The sequence below is a fragment of the Staphylococcus sp. Mo2-1 genome, assembly GCF_046721385.1.
Taxonomy (GTDB): domain Bacteria; phylum Bacillota; class Bacilli; order Staphylococcales; family Staphylococcaceae; genus Staphylococcus; species Staphylococcus equorum_A.
The window spans coordinates 1,216,524-1,241,500 of sequence record NZ_JBEUUK010000001.1 but is presented as its reverse complement, the minus strand read 5'-3'; the positions used below and the strand labels follow the sequence as shown (position 1 = coordinate 1,241,500).

Annotated in this window: 14 protein-coding genes, 9 pseudogenes, 1 riboswitch and 1 other annotated feature; all 23 genes and pseudogenes read left to right on the top strand. The window is 33.0% G+C overall.

The window, feature by feature from the left end:
• Positions 1 to 15 precede the first annotated feature (15 nt).
• The 23 genes and pseudogenes from mutM (at position 16) to ABLV95_RS06145 (ending at position 24,733) form a co-directional block, all read left to right on the top strand.
• Positions 16 to 890, top strand: a pseudogene (gene mutM, locus ABLV95_RS06255) (bifunctional DNA-formamidopyrimidine glycosylase/DNA-(apurinic or apyrimidinic site) lyase).
• 15 nt (positions 891 to 905) lie between these two features.
• Positions 906 to 1,529 (top strand): dephospho-CoA kinase, encoded by a 624-nt coding sequence (gene coaE, locus ABLV95_RS06250; protein ID WP_046465538.1) that lies wholly within the window; start codon positions 906 to 908, stop codon positions 1,527 to 1,529.
• 289 nt (positions 1,530 to 1,818) lie between these two features.
• A pseudogene (gap, locus tag ABLV95_RS06245) lies at positions 1,819 to 2,845 on the top strand (type I glyceraldehyde-3-phosphate dehydrogenase).
• A gap of 394 nt (positions 2,846 to 3,239) precedes the next feature.
• On the top strand, positions 3,240 to 3,710 hold the full coding sequence (gene nrdR, locus ABLV95_RS06240) for a transcriptional regulator NrdR (RefSeq protein ID WP_285323343.1): 471 nt from the start codon (positions 3,240 to 3,242) through the stop codon (positions 3,708 to 3,710).
• Entirely contained in the window at positions 3,711 to 5,117 is a 1,407-nt protein-coding gene (locus tag ABLV95_RS06235; protein ID WP_427704260.1) for a replication initiation and membrane attachment family protein, read from the top strand.
• Entirely contained in the window at positions 5,118 to 6,041 is a 924-nt protein-coding gene (dnaI, locus tag ABLV95_RS06230; protein WP_460876634.1) for a primosomal protein DnaI, read from the top strand.
• 355 nt (positions 6,042 to 6,396) lie between these two features.
• A pseudogene (gene thrS / locus ABLV95_RS06225) lies at positions 6,397 to 8,374 on the top strand (threonine--tRNA ligase).
• A 31-nt stretch (positions 8,375 to 8,405) separates the two neighbouring features.
• Positions 8,406 to 8,578: riboswitch (Lysine riboswitch) on the top strand.
• Between the two features lie 217 nt (positions 8,579 to 8,795).
• A complete protein-coding gene (locus ABLV95_RS06220) occupies positions 8,796 to 10,280 on the top strand; it encodes an amino acid permease (RefSeq protein ID WP_460876632.1) in 1,485 nt (494 codons plus the stop codon).
• A 61-nt stretch (positions 10,281 to 10,341) separates the two neighbouring features.
• Positions 10,342 to 10,470: a sequence feature (ribosomal protein L20 leader region), on the top strand.
• A gap of 22 nt (positions 10,471 to 10,492) precedes the next feature.
• Complete coding sequence (gene infC / locus ABLV95_RS06215) at positions 10,493 to 11,020, top strand: translation initiation factor IF-3 (RefSeq protein WP_002507377.1); 528 nt, start codon at positions 10,493 to 10,495, stop codon at positions 11,018 to 11,020.
• 26 nt (positions 11,021 to 11,046) lie between these two features.
• A pseudogene (gene rpmI, locus ABLV95_RS06210) lies at positions 11,047 to 11,248 on the top strand (50S ribosomal protein L35).
• 50 nt (positions 11,249 to 11,298) lie between these two features.
• On the top strand, positions 11,299 to 11,655 hold the full coding sequence (gene rplT / locus ABLV95_RS06205; protein WP_002507379.1) for a 50S ribosomal protein L20: 357 nt from the start codon (positions 11,299 to 11,301) through the stop codon (positions 11,653 to 11,655).
• Positions 11,656 to 11,774: 119 nt separating this feature from the next.
• Positions 11,775 to 12,386, top strand: a complete 612-nt coding sequence (locus tag ABLV95_RS06200; protein ID WP_046465532.1) for an NUDIX domain-containing protein — start codon at positions 11,775 to 11,777, stop codon at positions 12,384 to 12,386.
• A 12-nt stretch (positions 12,387 to 12,398) separates the two neighbouring features.
• Positions 12,399 to 13,324, top strand: a pseudogene (locus ABLV95_RS06195) (hypothetical protein).
• Between the two features lie 171 nt (positions 13,325 to 13,495).
• A complete protein-coding gene (gene tig / locus ABLV95_RS06190) occupies positions 13,496 to 14,806 on the top strand; it encodes a trigger factor (protein WP_460876630.1) in 1,311 nt (436 codons plus the stop codon).
• A 188-nt stretch (positions 14,807 to 14,994) separates the two neighbouring features.
• Positions 14,995 to 16,258, top strand: a pseudogene (gene clpX, locus ABLV95_RS06185) (ATP-dependent Clp protease ATP-binding subunit ClpX).
• Between the two features lie 300 nt (positions 16,259 to 16,558).
• A complete protein-coding gene (gene yihA, locus ABLV95_RS06180; protein WP_046465528.1) occupies positions 16,559 to 17,146 on the top strand; it encodes a ribosome biogenesis GTP-binding protein YihA/YsxC in 588 nt (195 codons plus the stop codon).
• 171 nt (positions 17,147 to 17,317) lie between these two features.
• Positions 17,318 to 18,649, top strand: a complete 1,332-nt coding sequence (gene hemA, locus ABLV95_RS06175) for a glutamyl-tRNA reductase (RefSeq protein WP_460876628.1) — start codon at positions 17,318 to 17,320, stop codon at positions 18,647 to 18,649.
• Between the two features lie 21 nt (positions 18,650 to 18,670).
• Complete coding sequence (gene ccsA / locus ABLV95_RS06170; protein ID WP_285323336.1) at positions 18,671 to 19,507, top strand: cytochrome c biogenesis protein; 837 nt, start codon at positions 18,671 to 18,673, stop codon at positions 19,505 to 19,507.
• Between the two features lie 56 nt (positions 19,508 to 19,563).
• Positions 19,564 to 20,491: pseudogene (gene hemC, locus ABLV95_RS06165) on the top strand (hydroxymethylbilane synthase).
• 18 nt (positions 20,492 to 20,509) lie between these two features.
• Positions 20,510 to 21,198, top strand: a pseudogene (locus tag ABLV95_RS06160) (uroporphyrinogen-III synthase).
• On the top strand, positions 21,188 to 22,165 hold the full coding sequence (hemB, locus tag ABLV95_RS06155) for a porphobilinogen synthase (protein WP_427704268.1): 978 nt from the start codon (positions 21,188 to 21,190) through the stop codon (positions 22,163 to 22,165). Before ABLV95_RS06160 ends, hemB begins: the two are co-directional and overlap by 11 nt.
• A gap of 14 nt (positions 22,166 to 22,179) precedes the next feature.
• Positions 22,180 to 23,464 (top strand): annotated as a pseudogene (gene hemL, locus ABLV95_RS06150) (glutamate-1-semialdehyde 2,1-aminomutase).
• A gap of 96 nt (positions 23,465 to 23,560) precedes the next feature.
• Entirely contained in the window at positions 23,561 to 24,733 is a 1,173-nt protein-coding gene (locus ABLV95_RS06145) for an AbrB family transcriptional regulator (RefSeq protein WP_460872711.1), read from the top strand.
• Positions 24,734 to 24,977: the final 244 nt, after the last annotated feature.

The following is a 24,977-nucleotide window of genomic DNA, read 5'->3' as shown; positions in this document are numbered from 1 at the left end:
AAAGAGGGTATTATATTGCCTGAGTTACCAGAAGTAGAACATGTAAAAAGAGGTATTAAACCTTTTGTTAAAGGACAAACAATTGAATCAGTTACTTTTTCTGACAAAGTGCATGAAGGTAAAGCAAACAAACGTGAAACAATAATTAAAGGTTTAGAATTAGATACGTTTAGACGCTTTACTGAGCAATTTACAATAAATGATATAGATAGACGAAGTAAGTATATCGTTTTCTATTTAGAGAAAGACGGTGAAGAAAGAATACTCATTAGCCATCTGGGTATGGTCGGTGGTTTCTTTGTAGTCGATAAAATAGAAGATATTAGTGTTCCAAATTATCGTAAACATTGGCATGTTATATTTAAATTAAATAATGATAAGTTGCTTGTCTATTCTGATATTCGCCGCTTCGGTGAAATTAGAAATGTGCCATCATTTGAAGCGTATCCATCATTTTTAGAAATCGCTCCAGAACCATTTGATGAAGAAGCAATGCCACATTACTTATCATGGTTTAATAAAAAACTTTACCAGAACAAGCCAATTAAACAAATGATTTTAGATCATCGGGTCATTTCGGGCTGTGGTAACATTTATGCGTGTGAAGCGCTTTTTAGAGCAGGTATCCATCCAAGTCGCGTCTATCAAAAGAGTTAAATAATCAAGAACGAGAAATATTATTTTATTATGTTCGAGATGTATTAGAAGCGGGTATAAAATATGGTGGAACGAGCATATCTGATTATCGTCATGCAGACGGTAGTACAGGTACGATGCAATTACATCTTAATGTTTATAAACAAAAGATATGTAAAGTGTGTGGAAGTGATATTGAAACTCAAGTTATTGCAACGAGAAATAGTCATTTCTGCGCTACATGTCAAAAATAAAGGAAGAGTGATATTATGCCAAAAGTTATAGGACTAACAGGTGGTATCGCATCAGGTAAATCTAGTGTTTCGGAATTATTAACCGTACATGGTTTTAAAGTCGTAGATGCAGATGTTGCATCACGCCAAGCAGTAGAAAAAGGTACTAAAGGACTAGAACAAGTTAAAGAAGCATTTGGAGAAGAAGCAATAGATGAAGATGGCAATATGAATAGATCATATGTAGGAGATGTCATATTTAATCATCCAGAGAAAAGATTGGAATTAAATGAAATTGTTCATCCTATTGTTAGAGATATCATGGAACAAGAAAAAGAAGCTTATCTTGAGCAAGGCTATAACGTAATTATGGATATTCCGTTATTATTTGAAAATGACTTACAAGATACTGTGGATGAAGTTTGGTTAGTATACACTTCTGAAAGTATACAAATTGATAGATTGATGGAACGTAATGATTTATCAATGGAAGATGCGAAAGCACGCGTTTATAGCCAAATTTCAATTGATAAAAAACGTAGAATGGCGGATCGTGAAATTGATAACCGTGATACGAAATTAGAATTGAAACAGAACTTAGAACAATTGCTCGTAGAGGAAGGTTATATTCACAACAATACTGAAGAAGAGGCGCAATAAATCATGAGTCTTTAAATGATGATTTTCGTAAGCTTGATTTAATATACATTAGTATGGTTTAATAAGTATATTCTGAAGTACTACTCAACTTATAATTTAAGTTTGAGTGGTACTTTTTCAATATGAAGTTAAATTATTTGGATAAACTTATTATGAAAAGGGCTCTTTAAGTTCATAGGTATGCGGAATTTAAATTTTTTTAAATTTATTTTAGAAAACGCTTTCTTGTACTTTTATTTATGTTATACTATTTCCATAAAGTATAACACAAAAACAAGGGGTGCTTTGAATGACGACAAATATTGCAATTAATGGAATGGGTAGAATAGGAAGAATGGTATTAAGAATCGCTTTGAAAAATAAGGATTTAAATGTAGTAGCAATTAATGCGAGCTACCCTCCTGAAACGATTGCCCACCTAATTAATTATGATACAACTCATGGTGCTTATGATTTAAAAGTAGAGCCTATAGAAAATGGCGTCAAAGTTGATAATCATGAGATTAAGCTTGTAGCGGAAAGAAATCCTGAGCACTTACCTTGGGAAACGCTGAACATCGATATCGTTATTGAAGCTACTGGAAAATTCAATCATGGAGATAAAGCTGTTGCACATATTAATGCAGGCGCTAAAAAAGTATTGCTTACTGGCCCATCTAAAGGTGGAGAAGTCCAAATGATTGTCAAAGGTGTTAATAATGAGCAATTAAACATTGAAGAGTATGACATATTTAGCAATGCTTCATGTACTACAAACTGTATTGGTCCAGTTGCAAAAGTATTAAATGACCAATTTGGTATACAAAACGGTTTAATGACAACGGTTCATGCCATTACGAATGATCAAAATAATATAGATAATCCGCATAAAGATTTAAGACGTGCGCGTTCTTGCAATGAAAGTATTATTCCAACTTCAACAGGTGCTCGCAAAAGCACTAACAGAAGTTCTACCTGAATTAGATGGTAAATTGCACGGTATGGCATTAAGAGTACCGACGAAGAATGTTTCATTAGTGGATTTAGTCGTTGATTTAGACACGAATGTAACGGCTGAACAAGTCAATCAAGCATTTAAAGATAATGACTTAGACGGTGTGATTGCAACTGAAGATGCACCTTTAGTATCTATGGACTTTAATACAAACCCACATTCAGCAATTATTGATACACAAAGTACAATGATTATGGGTGATAATAAAGTTAAAGTAATCGCGTGGTATGATAATGAATGGGGTTATTCAAATAGAGTAGTAGATGTAGCTGAACAAATAGGTCAATTACTCAAAAATGATGTTGGTGCTGTCACAAATTAAAGTACACATTTATAACAGTTAATAATAATCTATTTGATTAAATTTTAAGAAACTACCATGTTTAGACTATACGACATTATAATAGAAAGTATTATGTATACTCCTTTTGAAGTGATGCACATTGATAGTGCCTACTTTGAAAGGAGTTTTCATTTTGTCGTTTAAACCTATATAATAGATGATTGTAGAAATAGACAATGATGAATTTACTGAGCATGTTAAACTTACTGTCAGGGAGACGTGATAAGTATTTTAATTTCTAACAATATTTGGGATGTTAGTGATAAAAATTACATAATGCATTAAGTATTTTACATGTATCATAGTGATTCTTTTGTGACATACATATTTATAGTATAATGATAAGTAATCAAAACGAGAGGGTGATAATTCGATGAAATGCCCGAAATGTAATTCGACTCATTCTCGTGTTGTAGACTCTAGACATGCAGATGAAGTTAATGCGATTCGACGTAGAAGAGAATGTGAAAAGTGTAGTACGAGATTCACAACTTTTGAACATATAGAAAAAAGACCACTTATTGTGGTGAAAAAAGATGGTACGCGGGAACAATTTTCACGTGAAAAGATTTTAAATGGATTGGTACGCTCATGTGAAAAAAGACCAGTACGTTATCAACAATTAGAAGATATTACGAATAACGTTGAATGGAAGTTACGTGATGACGGACATGCAGAAATTTCTTCAAGAGAAATTGGAGAACATGTGATGAATTTGCTTATGCACGTAGATCAAGTATCATATGTTAGATTTGCATCTGTATATAAAGAATTTAAGGATGTAGATCAACTATTACAATCTATGCAAGGTATTTTAGCTGGAAATAAACGGAGTGATTCTTAAATGGGGTTACAATCATATGATTATGGTTTGAGACCACATGATAATTTTACTGTTGTGCGAAATTTCTATTTGAACAGTAAGCATCTAGAAATTTTAAATAGATTGTTCACACCAATGATTGGTGCAAATGCAATTGGTTTATATCATTATTTGAATCAGTTTGTAGAATATGAAGCGGATTCTGTATTGACGCACTATATAATTATGAGTGAGTTAAAGATTAATTTATTAGAATTTAGAAAAGATATGGACTTATTAGAGGGTATTGGTTTAGTTAAAACATTAGTGAATCATGATGCACAGCATTCGTCTTTTGTTTATCAGCTTGTTCAACCACCCTCAGCAAAACAATTTTTCAGTGATCCAATGTTATCAGTGTATTTGTTTAGTGAAGTAAGCAAACAACGTTATCAACAATTGAAACGCCATTTTGAACATAAAAAGCAAATTGACTTTAGTAAATATCAAGATGTGACACGCAATTTCACTGATGTGTTTAAGGTGCCTAATAAGTCCTTAGATAACGATACAAATGAAATCCAAAGTGAAACTGCATATGAAGGTTTAAACTTGTCACAAGTGCACTTTGATTTTGAAACACTATATGATTTATTACAAAATCACTTTATTAGCACAAAAATTATAGATAAAGAAGCAAAAGCTTTAATCACACAAATCGCGACCTTATATGGTTTAACGCCTGAGCCGATGAAGCGCATCATTTTAAAATCTATAACAAGCGCACAAGAACTTTCGTTTGAAGAATTAAGAAAACATGCAAGAACTTATTATTTGATGGAGCATGAACAACAAATGCCATCTTTAAATATAAAAACTAACAATTATGCAGATAACACAACCCAAGTTGATCAAACGCAGAATGATAACCAAACTCAAAACCAAACACAAAATGAGGATAACTCTGCTACATGGTTAAAACAGTTAGAAGAAACAAGTCCAATAGATATGTTAGCATCTTGGTCAGAATCTGAACCGACAACACAACAAAAATATATGATTGAAGAGTTAGTAGAACGTGAACAATTGTCATTCGGTGTCATTAATATACTGTTACAATTTGTGATGTTGAAAGAAGATATGAAGCTACCTAAGACTTATATTTTTGAAATAGCATCCAATTGGAAGAAAAAAGGTATCAAAACAGCGGAACAAGCATATCAATACGCGATAAAAGTGAATCAACCTAAGACTGAAAACAAGTCATCTAAACCTTATTATAAACAAAAACAACTGGCATCGAGAGAGATGACGCCTAAATGGTTAGAAGAGCGAGATAACAAAGCAGAAACTGACACTTCAAATAATAATGAAGATGATGAAAAATTGAAGAATGATAGAGAACAGTTTTTAAATCAACTTAAAGATAGATGGAAGGAGGACAAATAAATGAAACCTTTTAATCAAATTATGGGCGATTCTAACGATTTATCAAAAAAAATTGCCAAAATAAAAAAAGATGTCGTCAATGATCCAGACGTTAAACAGTTTCTAGAGTCACATAAAGCTGAATTGACGAATGCAATGATAGATGAAGATTTGAATATTTTACAAGAATATAAAGATCAAGAAAAGCGTTATGATGGTCATAAATTAAAAGACTGTCCCAATTTTGTTACAGGTCATATTCCTGAATTATATATCGAACATAATCATATAAAAATTCGCTACTTACCTTGTCCTTGTAAAATTAAACATGATGAAGAACGGTTTAATAAACATTTAATTACGTCGCACCATATGCAACGTGACACACTAGATGCAAAACTTGAAGATATATATATGGATAGAAGAGATAGATTAGATGTCGCAATGGTCGCTAACCAAATTTGTGAAAAAATAACAAATAAAGAGACCCAAATTAAAGGTTTATATTTACATGGTCCATTTGGTACTGGTAAATCATTTATCCTTGGCGCAATTGCAAATCAATTAAAAACTGAAAAGATACCATCTACAATTGTTTATTTACCAGAATTTATTCGTTCGCTTAAAGGCGGGTTTAAAGATGGTACTTTTGAAACAAAACTCTCTAGAGTGAGAGAAGCAAATATATTAATGTTAGATGATATAGGCGCTGAAGACATCACACCATGGGCACGAGATGAAGTGATTGGACCATTGCTACATTATCGTATGGTTCAAGAGTTACCTACATTTTTCAGTTCTAATTTAAGTTTTGAAGAATTAGAATATCACCTCTCTGTTACACGAGACGGTACAGAAAAAACAAAGTCCGCAAGAATAATGGAAAGAATCAAAACATTATCAACACCTTATTTCTTAGAAGGAAAAAATTACAGGAACGATTGAAATCTAAAATAAATGTTGTATAATAAACTTAAATCTAAATCATAAAAAATGAAATGAAGACGAGATGAATAAACCACTACTTCACAGAGAACCAGTAAAAGATGAGATGCTTGGTAAGTAAGTTTATTCGTTACTACTTTATAAAATGATGTTGTAATGAACATCCGGCTCAAGACCGTTATCTTACGTAGAGTAAAGTTATGTATATCAAATACATCATAACTTTAATTTAGGGTGGTACCGCGAAGACCTCGTCCCTTTTTAGGGATGGGGTCTTTTTGTTTTTTTGAGTCTAATTCAGTATAAACGTCATTTCATTTTGATTTAAGTGCTTGAATAAATAGGAGGGTTTTTTATGGAGCAAATAAATATTAAATTTCCAGATGGCAATTCAAAAGTGTTTGATAAAGGTACAACTACAGAAGATATTGCACATTCTATAAGTCCAGGATTAAGAAAAAAAGCTGTAGTCGGTAAATTAAATGGACAACTCATAGATTTAACTAGATCAATTGACGAAGATGGATCAATTGAAATCGTTACACCTGGTTCTGATGAAGCGCTAGAAGTGTTACGTCATTCTACTGCACATCTTATGGCTCAAGCTTTAAAACGTCTATATGGTAATGTTCATTTTGGCGTTGGTCCGGTAATTGATGGTGGGTTTTATTATGACTTTGATATGGAAGAAAGTATTTCATCAGATGATTTTGAAAAAATAGAAAAAACAATGAAGCAAATTGTTAATGAAAACTATCCAATAGAACGTAAAGTCGTTTCGAGAGATGAAGCTAAAACATTTTTCTCAGACGACCCGTATAAGCAAGAATTAATTGATGCTATTCCAGAAGATGAAAATGTGACGCTATATTCACAAGGAGAGTTCACTGATTTATGTCGTGGTGTTCATGTGCCATCTACTTCTAAAATAAAAGAATTTAAATTATTATCAACAGCTGGTGCATATTGGCGTGGAAACAGTGATAATAAAATGTTACAACGTATATACGGCACAGCATTTTTCGATAAAAAAGAACTGAAAGCGCATTTGAAAATGTTGGAAGAACGAAAAGAACGTGATCACCGTAAAATTGGTAAAGATTTAGAACTGTTCGCTAACAATCCTTTAGTAGGTGCAGGTTTGCCACTTTGGTTGCCTAATGGTGCTACAATACGTCGTGAAATTGAACGTTATATTGTAGATAAAGAAGTAAGTATGGGTTATGACCATGTTTATACTCCAGTGATGGCTAACGTTGATTTGTATAAAACATCAGGCCATTGGGATCATTATCAAGAAGACATGTTCCCAACAATGAAATTAGATGAACACGAAGAAATGGTCTTAAGACCAATGAACTGTCCACACCATATGATGATTTATGCAAATAAACCACATTCATATCGTGAATTGCCTATTAGAATTGCTGAATTAGGTACTATGCACCGTTATGAAGCGAGTGGCGCGGTTTCTGGTTTACAACGTGTCCGCGGAATGACATTAAATGATGCGCATATTTTTGTACGTCCGGACCAAATTAAAGAAGAATTCAAACGTGTTGTAAATTTAATTGTTGATGTATACAAGGATTTCAACTTTGAGAATTATAAATTCCGTGTAAGTTACAGAGATCCCGAAGATAAAGAAAAATACTTCGATGACGATGACATGTGGAACAAAGCAGAAAGTATGTTGAAAGAAGCGGTAGATGAACTTGGCTTAGATTATGAAGAAGCAGTAGGTGAAGCAAGCATTCTATGGTCCGAAACTTGACGTACAGGTTCAAACTGCTATGGGTAAAGAAGAAACATTATCTACTGCCCAATTAGACTTCTTATTACCAGAAAAATTTGATTTAACTTATATTGGTAATGATGGGGAACAGCATAGACCAGTAGTCATTCACCGTGGTGTAGTATCTACTATGGAGCGTTTCGTTGCATTCTTGACTGAAGAAACAAAAGGCGCATTCCCCGCTTGGTTAGCGCCAAAACAAGTAGAAATCATACCTGTTAATGTTGATTTACATTATGATTATGCTAGACACATTCAAGACGAGCTTAAATCTCAAGGTGTTAGAGTTGAAATTGATGACCGTAATGAAAAAATGGGTTATAAAATCAGAGAAGCGCAAATGCAAAAAATCCCTTATCAACTTGTTGTAGGGGACAAAGAAGTAGAAAATAATGAAGTGAATGTACGTAAATATGGTTCCCAAGATCAAGAAACATTAGAAAAAGAAGAATTCATTTGGAATTTACTTGATGAGATTAGATTGAAAAACAAAGATAGTCTTGAAACTCTTGGTGAAATCATGTATATTACAGAATAGTGAAGTAAGTTCACATTCATATAAAAATTAAATTTGAGTTAGAGGTTGCATATTCAATTAGTAATTATTCAGAAGCCGAATGGGGCATATGTTGAATAATAGAAAGGTGAAGATGCCGAAACCTGTATTGTCCATTAACTATACAGGTTGGGCCAGTTATCGAAAGAAACTGGACTGTCACATACGTGATGTGCTACCTATATAAATGCTATTATTAAAATGGTTGCATATCTAATAGGTATGCAACCATTTTATTTTTAGTCGAATGATTATCATAAATACGTTAACGGGAAAGAGCGAAATTTATAATTGTTGTGTAATTTATATACCTAATTACAATGAAGTACTGCTCAAACTATAAATAGTATGAATCTTAATCATATAGTAAGTTAACCTCTATATTTAAGGAAGGGAAGCGTCTATGGCAAAACAAGTGAATCAAAATGATGGAGTGCAAAGGGGTCTGAAAGATCGCCATATATCCATGATTGCAATTGGAGGTTGTATTGGGACTGGTTTATTTATGACTTCTGGTGGTGCAATCCATGATGCAGGTGGTTTAGGAGCGCTTTTAGCCTTTGCAATCATTGGGGCGATGGTATTCTTCCTTATGACTTCTCTAGGAGAAATGGCAACATATTTACCTGTGTCAGGCTCATTTAGTACATATGCTACACGTTTTGTTGATCCATCTCTAGGATTCGCATTAGGTTGGAACTATTGGTTTAACTGGGTAATTACAGTTGCAACTGATGTAACGATTGCAAGACAAGTAATACAGTATTGGACACCAATGTCAGGTATTCCGACTTGGAGTTGGAGCTGTCTATTCTTAATTATCATATTTGGACTGAATGCATTGTCCGTTAGAGTATTTGGCGAAAGTGAATATTGGTTTGCTTTAATTAAAGTAGTTACCGTAATTATCTTTATTGCTATCGGTTTATTAACAATAGTCGGTATCATGGGTGGCGAGTTTGTTGGTTTTGACACGTTTACTCAAGGTAATGGTCCTATTTTAGGTGATGGTTTTGGAGGAAGTATCTTAGCAATTTTAGGTGTGTTCTTAGTAGCAGGCTTTTCATTCCAAGGTACTGAACTCATTGGTATTACAGCAGGAGAGTCTGAAAATCCAGAGCGCGCAGTTCCTAAAGCAATTAAACAAGTATTCTGGAGAATATTAATATTCTATATTCTTGCAATTTTTGTAATCGGTATGTTGATACCATATGATAGCCCATCACTTATGGGTGGCGGAGATGATATTTCAACTTCACCATTTACGCTTGTATTCCAAAATGCAGGACTAGCATTTGCTGCCTCATTCATGAATGCTGTTATATTGACTTCAGTATTATCAGCCGGTAACTCAGGCATGTACGCTTCAACACGTATGCTATATTCAATGAGTAAAGATAAGCTTGCATATCCTATATTTGGTAAAACAAATAGAAGTGGTGTGCCATACGTATCATTACTTGCTACAGCAGTAGTCGTAGTAATTATCTTTGTACTACAACATTTGAGCGGTGACGCTTATGAGTATATCGTTGTCGCAAGTGGTCTGACTGGTTTTATTGCATGGGTTGGTATTGCAGTCAGTCATTACAGATTTAGAAAAGCTTTTGATAAACAAAACTATGATAAATCGAAATTAAAATATAAAGCTAAATTATTCCCATTTGGGCCTATTTTTGCAGGTGTCTTGTGTGTACTTGTAATTATTGGACAAGATGTTGATTTCATCCAATCAGGAGAATTTGATCTTAACAGATTTGTTATCACATATATGGGTATTCCGGTATTCTTAGCATTCTTCATTTATCATAAACTACGTTATAAAACAAAAATTGTACCATTAGAACAAGTGGATTTAAGACAAAATGTTAAAATGGACGATAAATAATAAGAAAAGCTATTGACTTGCTAATGAATTGTTGCTAAGATAGGTAATGTTGAATACGAAACGAACCAAGTAGAAGCTCCCGCTTCTCACCTGTTGCGACACTGATAGTAGTTGGCAGGTCTATATATACACGACATTGTTGTGTGTAAAGAAGAGCGGGTATATTATATACCCGCTCTTTTTCTTGGGATAATTTCGTAAAAATCTTGGAGGTGTCAACCATAGCAAAAGATCAGACTCAAGTTAACGAGAAGATTCGTGCAAAAGAATTACGTTTAATCGGACATGACGGAGAACAGATTGGTATTAAATCTAAAGCAGAAGCTTTAGAAATGGCAGAGCGCGTAGAACTCGATGTAGTTATTATGTCGCCTAATGCTAAACCACCTGTTGCGAAAATCATGGATTATGGTAAGTACAAATTCGAACAACAGAAAAAAGAAAAAGAAATGAAGAAGAAACAAAAAGTTATTAACCTTAAAGAAATCCGTTTAAGTCCTACAATTGAGGAACATGATTTCCAAACTAAATTGAAGAACGGACGTAAATTCTTAGAAAAAGGCGACAAATGTAAAGTTTCAATTCGTTTCAGAGGGCGTGCTATTACGCATAAAGAAATAGGTCAACGCGTATTAGAGAAATTTGCAGAAGAATGTAAAGATATCGCTACGATTGGGCAAAGACCTAAAATGGATGGACGCCAAATGTTCATTATGCTTAACCCACTCAACGAAAAATAAAAAGATACTACAGGAGGAATTGAATCATGCCTAAAATGAAAACACACCGTGGAGCAACAGAAACGTGTTAAAAGAACTGGTTCAGGTAAATTAAAACGTTCTAGAGCTTTCACATCACATATGTTTGCAAACAAAACAACTAAACAAAAACGTAAATTACGTAAAGCTTCATTAGTGAGCAAATCAGATATGAAACGCGTTAAACAATTATTAGCTTATAAAAAATAAGTAACGACAGATAAAATAAAGATTGAAGATATTTTGAGGAGGAATTTATTATGCCACGTGTTAAAGGTGGAACGGTAACAAGAGCTCGTCGTAAAAAGACGATTAAATTAGCTAAAGGTTACTTTGGTTCAAAAAGAACTTTATATAAAGTAGCAAAACAACAAGTAATGAAATCAGGACAGTACGCATTCCGCGACCGTCGTCAAAGAAAACGTGATTTCCGTAGATTATGGATTACACGTATTAACGGAGCCGCACGTCAACATGACATGAGCTATTCAAGATTAATGAACGGTTTGAAAAAAGCTGGAATCGATGTTAACCGTAAAATGCTTTCTGAAATTGCTATTTCAGACGAAAAAGCTTTCGGTGAATTAGTTGCTAAAGCTAAAGACGCTTTAAAATAATTCTCAAATAAAGAGATGTACAAATTCGTACATCTCTTTATTTTTGTATCGATTAACATTTTGATAAATAACTATCATTTGATAAAATGGCTAAGAAGTCATATATGAAGGAGAAACTTATGTCTAAATTTGATGAAATGATTACAGTAGTACCGAGAACAATTTTATTTAATAGTGAAAAGAATCAATTCAACGGTTTTCTTGATAAAAATTCTGAAAAGGGTCAAGACATCTTTGACGCACTTTCAAAGTATGAAATTAAGCGTCGTGGAGATATGGAGGAAGATCCGACATATAAACAATTGGTATCTTATTGTATTTTAGAAAATGAGAATGATGAAATTTTAGTGTATGAGCGATTAGCAGGTGGTGGAGAATCACGTTTGCACGGTCAATCTTCAATCGGTGTTGGTGGACACATGAACGATGTTAAAGGTGCTGAATCTATCAATGAAGTCTTGCGTATTAATGCACAAAGAGAACTTGAAGAAGAAGTAGGTCTGTCAGATAGTAAATCACAAAATTTAGCATACATAGGTTTTATTAATGATGATACTAATGAAGTTGGCGAAGTTCATTTAGGCGTAGTGTTTAAAATTAAAGTGAATAGTAATGAGGTTGAAGCTAAAGAAACAGATACATTAAAAATAAAATGGGTGAATCAAAGTAAAATAGATAACTATGATGACTTTGAAACATGGAGTACATTAATATTACAGTCAATACAATAGAGGTGCATAAAAATGTCTGATATCATTCCATTTCCACGTTCAAAAGATAAGTTAATAAGAGAAATCAAACAATCTTTTAACAATAATGAATTAGATCAAATGTATGAACTGTTTGAAGATTTTGAAAAGCAATTTGAATTAGATGAGCAAATGTCTCTATTGAAATGTGCCATGCTATATAAGATGGGGCATTATCTTGAGTTGCGTGAAGAAGCTATCATATTACTAAAACAAGGCATTACTAAGTATGATAATCTTATGGTTTATTACGTGAAAAGTTTAAACGGATTAGGACAATATTTTGAAGTCGTTGATGTCATTAATCAAATTATTGATGAAGTCAATGATCATAAAACAAGAATGGAACTATTTCCATTAAAAGAATATGCCCTAAGTCAAATTGATAAACATAATGCGCATGCAAGCAGAAATGCTTCGTGATTTTGAGTCGTTGTCACTACGTGAACAAATTAGTACAATCTTAACTTTAATAGATCATAATCAGTATCGATATCAAGAAACTGTGGTAAATATTATTAATGAAATTGAACTTGCACCGAATGTTGTGAGTATAATGCTTGAATATTTACGTTTTGCCGGATACAATCAAAACATTCGTGTTCAGAAATTTGATTATACAGTTGAAGTAAATCCAAATCATCTATCTGGTCTTGAACAAACACTGTTTAAGATTAAAATTATTCCAGAAGTTATTAAGCAAATAGAAGATGATGCAGACACAAATTGTAGAGGAAGCACTTCACCTGATGAACAATCATGCTATTTTACTTTATCCATTAGATATAGAAAGCATAGCATCTGAAGATGAATGGATTGAAGCTTACACAAACTATTTCAAATCAATGTTAGGCTTAGAAAGTTTAGACACAACAAATACTATTGTTAACTTAATTACTTCAATTGATATGCATGAATAATTAATTTTTAAATTTTTGGGTAATTAATAATAGTAGTAAAATAATAATTAAATTAATTTCAATTATTCATTCAATATGTTTTGTAAACTCAGTGTTTGTGTAGAGCATTGACGTATGATATAATAATGAAGTTGAAAAAATAAAATAGGATATTCATGGAGGTTTTTATACATGACAGCAACTTGGGAAAAAAAGGAAGGTAACGAAGGCGTTTTAACCGTTACAGTTCCAGCAGAAAAAGTAGACAAAGCAATTGATCAAGCTTTCAAAAAAGTAGTTAAACAAATAAATGTGCCAGGTTTCCGTAAAGGGAAAGTACCTCGCCAAATTTTTGAACAACGCTTTGGCGTAGAAGCACTATATCAAGATGCCGTTGATATCTTATTACCAGAAGCTTATGGTGAAGCTATTGACGAAACTGGAATTAAACCAGTCGATCAACCAGAAATCAATGTAACTACAATGGAAAAAGGTAGCGATATGACATTCGAAGCGAGTGTAGTAGTTGAACCTGAAATTGAGTTAGGAGACTATAAAGGTCTTGAAATTGAAAAACAAAATGTTGAATTAACTGAAGAAGAATTACAAGAATCAATTGACCACCAATTAGGCCACTTAGCTGAAATGGTAGTTAAAGAAGATGGCGCTGTTGAAGACGGCGACACAGTTAACATCGACTTTGATGGTTACGTTGATGGCGAACAATTTGAAGGTGGACAAGCTGAAGGCTATGACCTTGAAATTGGTTCAGGTTCATTTATTCCAGGATTCGAAGAACAATTAGTTGGTGTTAAAATTGGAGAAGAAAAAGACGTTACTGTAACTTTCCCAGAAGAATACCATGCTGAAGAATTAGCTGGAAAAGAAGCTACTTTCAAAGCTAAAGTAAATGAAATTAAATATAAAGACGTTCCAGAATTAACAGATGAGATTGCGAATGAATTAGACGCTGAAGCAAACACTGTTGATGAATACAAAGAAAACTTACGTAAAAAACTAACTGAGCAAAAAGAAACTGACGCTGAGAATAATCAAAAAGAAGAAGCAATTAGCAAAGCATCAAATAATGCTTCAGTTGAAATTCCAGACGCTATGATTAACACTGAGTTAGATCGTATGGTTCAAGAATTTGGACAACGTATGCAACAACAGGGTCTTAATTTAGAAACATATTACCAAATTTCTGGTCAAGATGAGTCGCAATTAAGAGAACAAATGAAAGATGATGCAGAAGAACGTGTTAAAACAAACTTAACATTAACTGCTATTGTTGATGCTGAAGAAATTGAAGTAACTGAGGCTGATATCGATAAAGAATTAGAAAAAATGAGCGGACAATTTAATATGTCAGTAGAAGATATTAAACAAACGCTTGGTAATACTGATATCGTTAAAAATGATGTTCGTATCCAAAATGTTATCGATTTATTAGTTAAAGAAGCAAAATTAGTAGAACCATCTAAAGATGACTCTGAAGCGTAACTAAATATAAAAAGAGCAAATTATTTTGTGAATTATATGTTGGTCGTTTAATATAGTAAACTAGTAGCAGATGCATTCAAATAATGTATCTGCTACACTATTTTTAAAGCAAATAACTTGTGAAAGTTGTAAGTTGCATATTAAAATGCTATTTAGTATAGTCTTTAGGGAATAGGGGTGTAAATAGAATGTTCAAATTCAACGAAGATGAAGAAAATTTAAAATGTTCTTTCTGTGGCAAAGACCAAGATCAAGTTAAAAAGCTAGTTGCAGGAAGTGGCGTTTATATTTGTAATGAGTGTATTGAGTTATGTTCAGAAATTGTAGAAGAAGAATTAGCTCAATCGGAACCTGAAGGGTTAACTGAATTACCGACACCAAAAGAAATTATGAACCAATTGAATGATTATGTAATCGGTCAAGAAAAAGCTAAGAAATCATTAGCTGTAGCTGTTTACAATCATTATAAACGTGTACAGAATTTAGGACCAAATGAAGATGAAGTTGAATTACAAAAAAGTAATATCGCTTTAATTGGACCTACTGGTAGTGGTAAAACACTTTTAGCACAAACATTAGCTAGAACATTAGATGTACCTTTTGCAATTGCTGATGCTACAAGTTTAACTGAAGTCTGGTTACGTAGGTGACGATGTTGAAAACATCTTACTACGCTTAATGCAAGCAACTGATTTTGATATTGATAAAGCTGAAAAGGGTATTATTTATGTCGATGAAATTGACAAAATAGCTAGAAAATCAGAAAATACATCAATTACACGTGATGTATCTGGTGAAGGTGTACAACAAGCATTGCTTAAAATCTTAGAAGGCACAACTGCAAGCGTGCCACCTCAAGGCGGTCGTAAGCATCCTAACCAAGAGTTAATTCAAATTGACACAACAAACATTTTATTTGTTCTTGGTGGTGCCTTTGATGGTATAGATGAAGTAATTAAACGTAGATTAGGTGAGAAAGTAATCGGATTTGCAAGTAGTGAAGCTTCAAAATATGATGAAGATGCAATACTTGAACAAATCAGACCTGAAGATTTACAATCATATGGTTTGATTCCAGAATTTATCGGTCGTGTACCTATTGTTGCTAATTTAGAAACATTAAATGTAGATGCACTGAAAAATATTCTAACTCAGCCTAAAAATGCTTTAGTGAAACAATATACTAAAATGTTAGAACTTGACGATGTAGAATTGGTATTTACTGATGAAGCATTATCTGCAATCAGTGATAAAGCAATTGAACGTAAGACAGGCGCACGTGGCCTTCGTTCAATTATAGAAGAAGCTTTAATTGATATTATGTATGACGTGCCTTCTTCTGAAGGTGTTGTAAAAGTCGTGATTACAGAAGAAACAATTAATGATGAAAAAGATCCTGAACTATACGATAAAGAAGGTAACCTTGTAAACAAGGAACAAACTTCTGCTTAAATTAGGTGAATCAAATGAGGCTGGGACATATCACATGTCTCATCCTCATTTTTTATATTGGCAGTGGCTGACTGAATTGAAAATGTACTTATATCAACCTTTTAAAGAGATTCAGCTCTTGTATTCCAATTTATAGTCATTCTTGCCGGGGTGGGACGACAAAAATTCATTAGAAAAATTAGTTTTCTGTCCTAGTCCCATTTTTTAAAAAAGAAAGCATAGATAAAATAAAAATACATATTCATATAAGCCATAGTGTAATATAATAAACAATGAGTTCAGAAGAAAAGAGGGACGATAATGAAAGTTAATCCTAATGAAATAGAATTATTAATTAGTGCAGTAAAACCGGAACAATATCCAGAAACCGGTTTAAGTGAAGTTGGCCTAAGTGGCAGATCTAACGTAGGTAAGTCAACGTTTATCAATAGTATGATTGGTCGAAAGAATATGGCAAGAACATCTCAACGACCTGGTAAGACACAAACACTTAATTTTTATAATATAGATAATCAACTTGTATTTGTTGATGTACCTGGTTATGGCTATGCGAAAGTGAGTAAATCACAACGTGAAGCATTTGGTAAAATGATTGAAAGATATATTTCACAAAGAGAATCCTTGAAGCTTGTCATTCAACTTGTTGATTTACGACATAACCCAACCGAAGACGATATCATTATGTACAATTATCTTAAATACTATGAAATTCCAACACTTATTGTAGCAACGAAAGAAGATAAAATTGCTAAGGGTAAAGTACAGAAGCATTTAGCGAAGATTCAGCAAAAATTAGAAATGGAAGCTGAGGACGAGATTATAAGCTATTCTTCAATTAAAAAAGACAAACAACAAAAAATATGGAATATGATTGAAAGTTATTTGTAATGATTACATTGAAGTAATATGTTTTGCTTTAAATAGGTTGAATTTAGTACAATTATGACAACATTTTGAATGTAAATTAGAAGAATTATAATTTACTCGAGCAAGATGGTTAACTCATGATGTAATTGTGTTATAATTTACTTATTGTAATATGTATGGAGGGCGTTATAAATGCATTTAATTGCGGTTAGCATAAATCATCGTACAGCAGATGTAGCATTGAGAGAAAAAGTTGCTTTTAAAGATGATGCCATACGTTCAGCCAATGTTGATTTATTTGAAACAAAATCTATTTTAGAAAATGTTATATTATCAACTTGTAATCGCACAGAAGTATATGCAGTTGCGGATCAAATTCATACTGGTCGTTATTATATCCAACGATTTTTAGCGAGATCATTTGGGTTTGATGTTGAAGATATTAAAGAAATGACTGAAGTAAAAGTGGGGGACGACGCAGTAAATCATTTATTGCATGTTACTTCAGGCTTAGATTCTGTTGTTCTTGGGGAAACTCAAATTCTTGGACAAATTAGAGATGCATTCTTATTAGCTCAAGAAGAGGACACAACAGGTACTATATTTAATCATCTTTTCAAACAAGCAATTACATTTGCGAAAAAAGCTCATAGTGAAACTGATATTGCAGACAATGCAGTAAGTGTTTCTTATGCGGCTGTTGAACTAGGTAAAAAAGTATTTGGCAAAATTGACAATAAGCAAGCTTTGATTATTGGTGCAGGGGATATGAGTGAATTATCACTCTTAAATTTAATTGGTTCTGGTGTCACAGATATAACAGTTGTTAATAGAACATTGAGTAAAGCTCAAAAATTAGCAATGAAACATCATGTGAAATTTGAATCAATGGAATCATTACCAAAACTTTTAGCTAATGTGGATATTGTTATCAGTTCAACAAGTTCAGACGAATATATTGTGACAAACGACATGATGCGTTCTATTTCAACAGAACGTAAAAGTGATTCACTTGTTTTAATAGACATAGCGGTTCCAAGAGACATTGAGCCTAATATTAATACAATTCAAGATGTATTTAATTATGATGTAGATGACTTGAAAGGATTAGTGGATGCTAATCTCAGAGAACGTCAAATAGCAACAAATGATATTATGCAACGAATCCCAGGAGAAATTGTAGCACATAATGAATGGGTAAGCATGTTAGGCGTTGTACCTGTTATTCATGCCTTAAGAGAAAAAGCAATGAATATTCAGGAAGATACTATGGATAGTATTGATAGAAAATTGCCTGCCTTAAGTGAGAGAGAACGTAAAATCATTTCAAAACATACTAAAAGTATTATAAATCAAATGTTGAAAGATCCAATCAAACAAGCAAAAGAATTGAGTAATGATAGAAATAGTAACGAAAAATTAGAGCTGTTTCAAAACATTTTTGACATTGAAGCTGAACAGGCTTATGAACCTAAAAAAAGAAGAAGTGAAGTGCCAACTAGTCAAATCTTAAGTTTTGAATAAGCACATGCAAATGGTGATAATATGCAAGAATTTTCATTTATAAGATTAAATGAACTTATATTATTAATTTATTTATTTAGTATTGCTTGTTACTTTTTTGATTTTGTGAAAAAGCATTATAAAGTTAGAAAAATTGGTTTTGTTACATTAGGGATTGTTTGGGTGTTACAAACAATCTCTTTATCTATTTATGCTAATGTAACGAAACAAATTCCGTTAGGTAATGTTTTTGATGTGTTTTTTGCATTAGCTTGGTTGATTATTTCTATTTCTATAGTGATTAGTGTCATCAAGCAAATAAATTTTTCGATATTTTTATTTAATTTAATTGGTTTTGTACTAATTGCTATAAATACATTTCAACCTATGCATTATCAAAGTGCAGGAGATAAATTAAGTATTATAAACGAATTGTTAATAGTACATATTGCCTTTGCAATTATAAGTTATGCCCTGTTTGCTTTTGCATTTGTTAATTGTATATTATATTTAATACAGTATAAAAATTTAAAGCAGAAACGTTTTAATCAAAAATATTTTAGAATCGGTAGTGTAGCTACACTAGAGCAAGTTGTGTTTTATAGTAGCCTAATCGGTTTTATATTTATCATATTAAGTATCATTTTAGGTACACAATGGGGTATAAATACTTTAGGTTTACACATATTGAATGATCCTAAAGTAGTGATGTCTATAATTATTGCATTGCTGTATGGTGTATATATCATCTTTAGAGTAAGACATACGTTAAGTAAACATAATTTGATTTATTTTAATCTCAGCTTATTTTGCTTAAGTATGATTAATTTGATTTTTGCTTCTCATATATCTGATTTTCATCAATGGACAGGGATATGATTACAGATAGAAAAGGTTAATTGTTAAATATAGTCATTTCTAGGAGGTTGCGCCTAATGCGTAAGTTAATCGTTGGTTCACGTAGAAGTAAGTTAGCTATAACTCAAAGCCAACAATTTATTGAAAAATTAAAAGCTGTTGATCCAGAATTAGATATTGAAATTAAAGAAATAGTAACAAAAGGTGACCGTATTGTAGATAAACAATTATCTAAAGTAGGCGGTAAAGGGCTTTTTGTAAAAGAAATTCAAAATGAATTATTTGATCATGGTATAGATATGGCGATACACTCTTTAAAAGATGTCCCTAGTGTCATACCAGAAGGATTAACTCTAGGTTGCATACCAGATCGTGAAAATCCATATGATGCGTATATTGCTAAGAATCATGTTCCTTTACATGAACTTCCTGACAATAGTATCGTAGGTACAAGTTCTTTACGCCGTGGTGCTCAAATACTTGCGAAATATCCTAAATTACAAATAAAATGGATACGAGGCAACATTGATACACGTTTAAGTAAGTTAGAAACTGAAGATTTCGATGCAATTTTACTTGCAGTCTGCTGGTTTGAAACGTATGGGATGGTCAGATGATATCGTGACAACTTATTTAGATAAAGAGACTTTAATACCGACCATCGGACAAGGTGCTTTAGGTATTGAGTGTCGTGCGGATGATGAAGAGCTGTTAGCATTACTTAAGCAAGTTCACAATGAAGATGTAGCAGATTGTGTTACTGCTGAAAGAACATTCTTAGAGCGCATGAACGGCAGTTGCCAAGTTCCAATCGGTGGCTATGCTACGAAAAGTAGTGATGGTACAATCGAATTCACAGGCTTAATTATGTCTCCTGATGGTAAAGAACGTTATGAGCATACTGAGCGCGGAGAGAATCCAATTGAAATCGGTGAAAAAGTAACTGAAGTTTTAAATGCACAAGGTGCATATGAAATAATAAAGGCACTAAACGAAGAACAATAATCGTTTGAGGTGAAAATAATGAGACCAGTGATAGTAATGACACAGACTAGTGAATTTAACAAAGAAGATACATGTATTCTACACAAGCCCTTCATAGATGTAGAGCCGTTATCCTTTGATTTGAATTTGCTAGATGTTAACTATGACTGGCTTATTTTTTCGTCTAAAAAAGCTGTGAAACATTTCCAACCATATTTACCTATGTTAAATATACAAAAAATTGCAGTAATTGGTGAAAAAACAGCTGATTATTGCAAAACTTTAGGTCTAGATGTTTCGTTTTGTCCCACAGATTATTCACAAGAAGGCTTTCTTGAGGAGTTTGAAGCGATAAAAGGCAGTCGCATCTTATTACCATCAAGCGCAAGCAAGCAAGAACGTTATTACAAAATGGTTTAAAACAACAAGGGTATTTAGTTAGAAAAATTGACTTATATGAACCTGTTCCACATACTGAGAATATAAATGAAGTCTTAAGTCTCATAGCTGAAAATAAAATAGATGCTATTACTTTTGCGAGCTCATCAGCTGTGCGATATTTTTTTGAAAGTCGTCAACATATACCTTTTAATAATTATTTTGTCATTGGCCAACAAACATTGGACACATTAAATACATTTAATGTTCAGGGCACGATGTCAGAAATCCAAACATTAGAATCATTAGTTCAAAAAACTTTAGAAAGTTGGGAAGATAATGCAATTTGATAGACACAGAAGATTACGTAGTAGTAAATCACTGAGAAACATGGTGAGTGAAACGCACGTTCGCAAAGAAGATTTGATTTATCCAATATTTGTAGTTGAACGTGATAATGTGAAAACAGAAATTAAATCTATGCCTGGCATTTACCAAATCAGTTTAAATTTATTAGGTGAAGAAATTAAAGATGCGTATGATTTAGGTATAAGAGGCATCATGTTTTTTGGTGTGCCAAATGAAAAAGATGAAGTTGGTACAGGTGCGTATGATCATAATGGCATCATCCAAGAAGCAACAAGAAAAGCGAAGTCTATGTACAGTGACTTATTAATCGTTGCGGATACGTGTTTATGCGAATATACAGACCATGGTCACTGTGGTGTGATTAATCATGAGACGAAAGATGTTGATAATGATAAATCACTACCATTACTCGTTAAGACTGCAATTTCTCAAGTTGAAGCTGGTGCTGACATTATTGCGCCAAGTAACATGATGGACGGATTCGTTGCAGAAATTAGAGCGGGTCTAGATGAAGCTGGTTATTATAATGTGCCAATTATGAGTTATGGTATTAAATATTCTTCTAGTTTCTTCGGTCCATTCCGTGATGCAGCAGAATCTGCACCACAGTTTGGTGATCGCAAAACATATCAAATGGATCCTGCAAATAGAAGAGAAGCACTTAGAGAACTTGATAGTGATTTAAACGAAGGCGCAGACATGATGATTGTTAAACCTGCTCTAAGCTTCTTAGATATCATTAGAGATGTTCGAAATACTACAAACGTACCTGTAGTCGCTTATAATGTAAGTGGAGAATATAGCATGACAAAAGCAGCCGCACTTAATGGCTGGATTGATGAAAAAGCGGTAGTTATGGAACAAATGATTTCAATGAAGCGTGCAGGCGCAGATTTAATTATTACGTATTTTTCAAAAGATATTTGTAGATATATTGATGAACAATAAGGAGGTTATTTAGAATGCGTTATACTAATTCTGAAAAAGCGATGGTAAAAGCTGAACAATTGATGCCCGGTGGTGTCAATAGTCCAGTAAGAGCTTTCAAATCAGTAGATACACCAGCAATATTTATGGACCATGGTGAAGGTTCAAGAATATATGATATTGATGGTAATGAATACATCGATTACGTTCTAAGTTGGGGGCCATTAATTTTAGGACATAAAAATAAGCAGGTAATTGATAAAATTCATGAAGCCGTGGATAATGGTACAAGTTTCGGTGCTTCCACACTACAAGAAAATAAATTAGCTGAACTCGTTATTGATCGTGTGCCATCTATTGAAAAAATACGTATGGTTTCATCAGGTACTGAAGCAACCCTTGATACATTACGCTTAGCACGTGGTTATACTGGTCGTAATAAAATCATTAAATTTATCGGTTGTTATCACGGTCATAGTGACTCACTATTAATCAAAGCAGGATCTGGTGTCGCAACGCTTGGTTTACCTGATTCACCAGGAGTACCTGAAGGTATTGCGAAAAATACAATCACAGTTCCATATAATGACTTAGACGCACTAAAAGTTGCTTTTGAAGAATTTGGTGACGATATTGCTGGCGTTATAGTAGAACCTGTAGCTGGTAATATGGGCGTCGTACCTCCAGTTGAAGGATTTTTACAAGGCTTAAGAGACATCACTACAGAATATGGTTCATTACTTATTTTCGATGAAGTGATGACAGGGTTTAGAGTGGGATACAACTGTGCGCAAGGTTACTTTAATGTAACACCAGATTTAACTTGTTTAGGTAAAGTAATCGGTGGTGGCTTGCCAGTTGGTGCTATTGGTGGTAAGAAAGAAATTATGGATCAAATTGCGCCAGCGGGTGATATTTATCAAGTCTGGTACGTTATCAGGTAATCCATTAGCTATGACAAGTGGTTATGAAACACTAAGTCAATTAACTCCTGAGTCATATGATTATTTTAATAAATTAGGTGACAAATTAGAAGAAGGATTGAAAGCGGTCTTTGCAAAACATCATGTGCCAATCACTGTAAATCGTGCTGGTTCTATGATAGGATATTTCTTAAATGCAGGGCCGGTGACAAACTTTGAACAAGCAAATAAAAGCGATTTAGAAATGTTTAGTCAAATGTATAGAGAAATGGCAAAAGAAGGCGTATTTTTACCGCCTTCCCAATTTGAAGGAACATTTCTTTCAACAGCGCATACAGAAGCTGATATTGAACAAACAATACAAGCATTTGATACCGCTCTAAGTCGAATTGTATAAAGTTTATTTTTAGCCCGAACAACCATGGTGTTGATCGGGTTCTTTTATATGTAAAGTACTATGAAGTATAATGATACCTATGAAAGTTGTGAGTACATGAGTAAGCAATTAAGAAACAATATCATCGTTTTAGCGTTAGCTTTATTTTTAAGTTTTATACTTAATGCGACCAATATATTATTGCCATTTATGTTTGGTCCTATTATTGCCAGTATAATTTGTGTGAGATATTTGCATTTAGAAATAAATTGGCCATTTTGGCTAAGTCAAATTGGTTTAGTGTTACTAGGTGTTCAAATTGGATCTACTTTCACTAAAGAGGTTATTTTAGATATTAAAGATGATTGGTTTACTATTGTAATAATTACAGTGTTATTACTTGGGCTCGCGTTAATCATTGCTTATTTTTTCAAAAAAATAGCAAAAGTAAATACTGAAACAGCAATACTTAGTGTCATTCCAGGTGCATTGAGTCAAATGCTGATTATGGCCGAAGAAAATAAAAAAGCGGATATTATGGTAGTGAGTTTGACTCAAACTTCGAGAATTATATTTGTGGTTATTCTTGTGCCTTTTATTTCTTACTTTTTTAAAGACTCACAAGAATTAGCAACCGGTGGAACTGGAGTAACAGCAACGTTGACTGAAGCTTTATCGATGCCAAGTATTATCTTTTTGACATTAGCTGTAATCGCTGTATATATCGTAATGGGTAAAATTAATTTTCCGACAAAACAGATACTTGCACCTATTCTTGTACTAATATGTTGGAATTTATTGACAGGTGCTAACTTTACATTAGATAATTATATTATTGCAGCTGCACAAGTCATATATATGATTAGAATTGGCATTCAAATTGCGCTCTTATTAGATCAGATGAAAGGGCGAATTGCCGTCGCAATCGCTTTTCAGAATATATTACTCATATTGTTAGCTTTCGTAATGGTGCTAATCATTTCTACATTTTCGACGCATTCAGTAAATGAATTGTTCTTGGGCGCTGCTCCAGGAGGTATGAGTCAAATTGTTATTGTGGCATTAGAAACAGGTGCGGATGTCGCATTGATTTCTAGTTACCATATCTTTAGAATATTCTTTATTTTATTCTTAATTGCGCCAGCGATAAACGTGTTCTTGAAACATCGTGAAAAAAACTTAATTAAACTGATGATATTTTTAATTAGAAAATTGAACAATTACATCACAATTATATATTACGACTTTTATACACAATATTATGATATAGAGAGGGTGAGACCGTGTTAGAAAATGTGATATAGGCATATCAAATCACTTTTCAGTTAAAGTGACACTACTTTTTGAGCGAATAAGGTGAACCAAAAGTCACAATTAACAAAGTGTTTCTAACATATATTATGAAAATTATTTATATCATGGTCATCATTCTTCTATGGATTAATGTCATACTGACCTACGATATTGTAAAGGGTATCGTTGCAGTACTATTGACTTTACTTATAATCAGGTTGTATAAAAATAAAAAGATTGT

Excerpts from the sequence above, each read along its gene's own strand:
- coaE (WP_046465538.1), top strand. The coding sequence starts at position 906 with ATGCCAAAAGTTATAGGACTAACAGGTGGTATCGCATCAGGTAAATCT.
- yihA (WP_046465528.1), top strand. The coding sequence starts at position 16,559 with ATGAAAGTTAATCCTAATGAAATAGAATTATTAATTAGTGCAGTAAAA.
- nrdR (WP_285323343.1), top strand. The coding sequence starts at position 3,240 with ATGAAATGCCCGAAATGTAATTCGACTCATTCTCGTGTTGTAGACTCT.
- ccsA (WP_285323336.1), top strand. The coding sequence starts at position 18,671 with ATGCAAGAATTTTCATTTATAAGATTAAATGAACTTATATTATTAATT.
- hemB (WP_427704268.1), top strand. The coding sequence starts at position 21,188 with ATGCAATTTGATAGACACAGAAGATTACGTAGTAGTAAATCACTGAGA.
- ABLV95_RS06220 (WP_460876632.1), top strand. The coding sequence starts at position 8,796 with ATGGCAAAACAAGTGAATCAAAATGATGGAGTGCAAAGGGGTCTGAAA.
- ABLV95_RS06145 (WP_460872711.1), top strand. The coding sequence starts at position 23,561 with ATGAGTAAGCAATTAAGAAACAATATCATCGTTTTAGCGTTAGCTTTA.
- hemA (WP_460876628.1), top strand. The coding sequence starts at position 17,318 with ATGCATTTAATTGCGGTTAGCATAAATCATCGTACAGCAGATGTAGCA.
- ABLV95_RS06235 (WP_427704260.1), top strand. The coding sequence starts at position 3,711 with ATGGGGTTACAATCATATGATTATGGTTTGAGACCACATGATAATTTT.
- ABLV95_RS06200 (WP_046465532.1), top strand. The coding sequence starts at position 11,775 with ATGTCTAAATTTGATGAAATGATTACAGTAGTACCGAGAACAATTTTA.
- tig (WP_460876630.1), top strand. The coding sequence starts at position 13,496 with ATGACAGCAACTTGGGAAAAAAAGGAAGGTAACGAAGGCGTTTTAACC.
- rplT (WP_002507379.1), top strand. The coding sequence starts at position 11,299 with ATGCCACGTGTTAAAGGTGGAACGGTAACAAGAGCTCGTCGTAAAAAG.
- dnaI (WP_460876634.1), top strand. The coding sequence starts at position 5,118 with ATGAAACCTTTTAATCAAATTATGGGCGATTCTAACGATTTATCAAAA.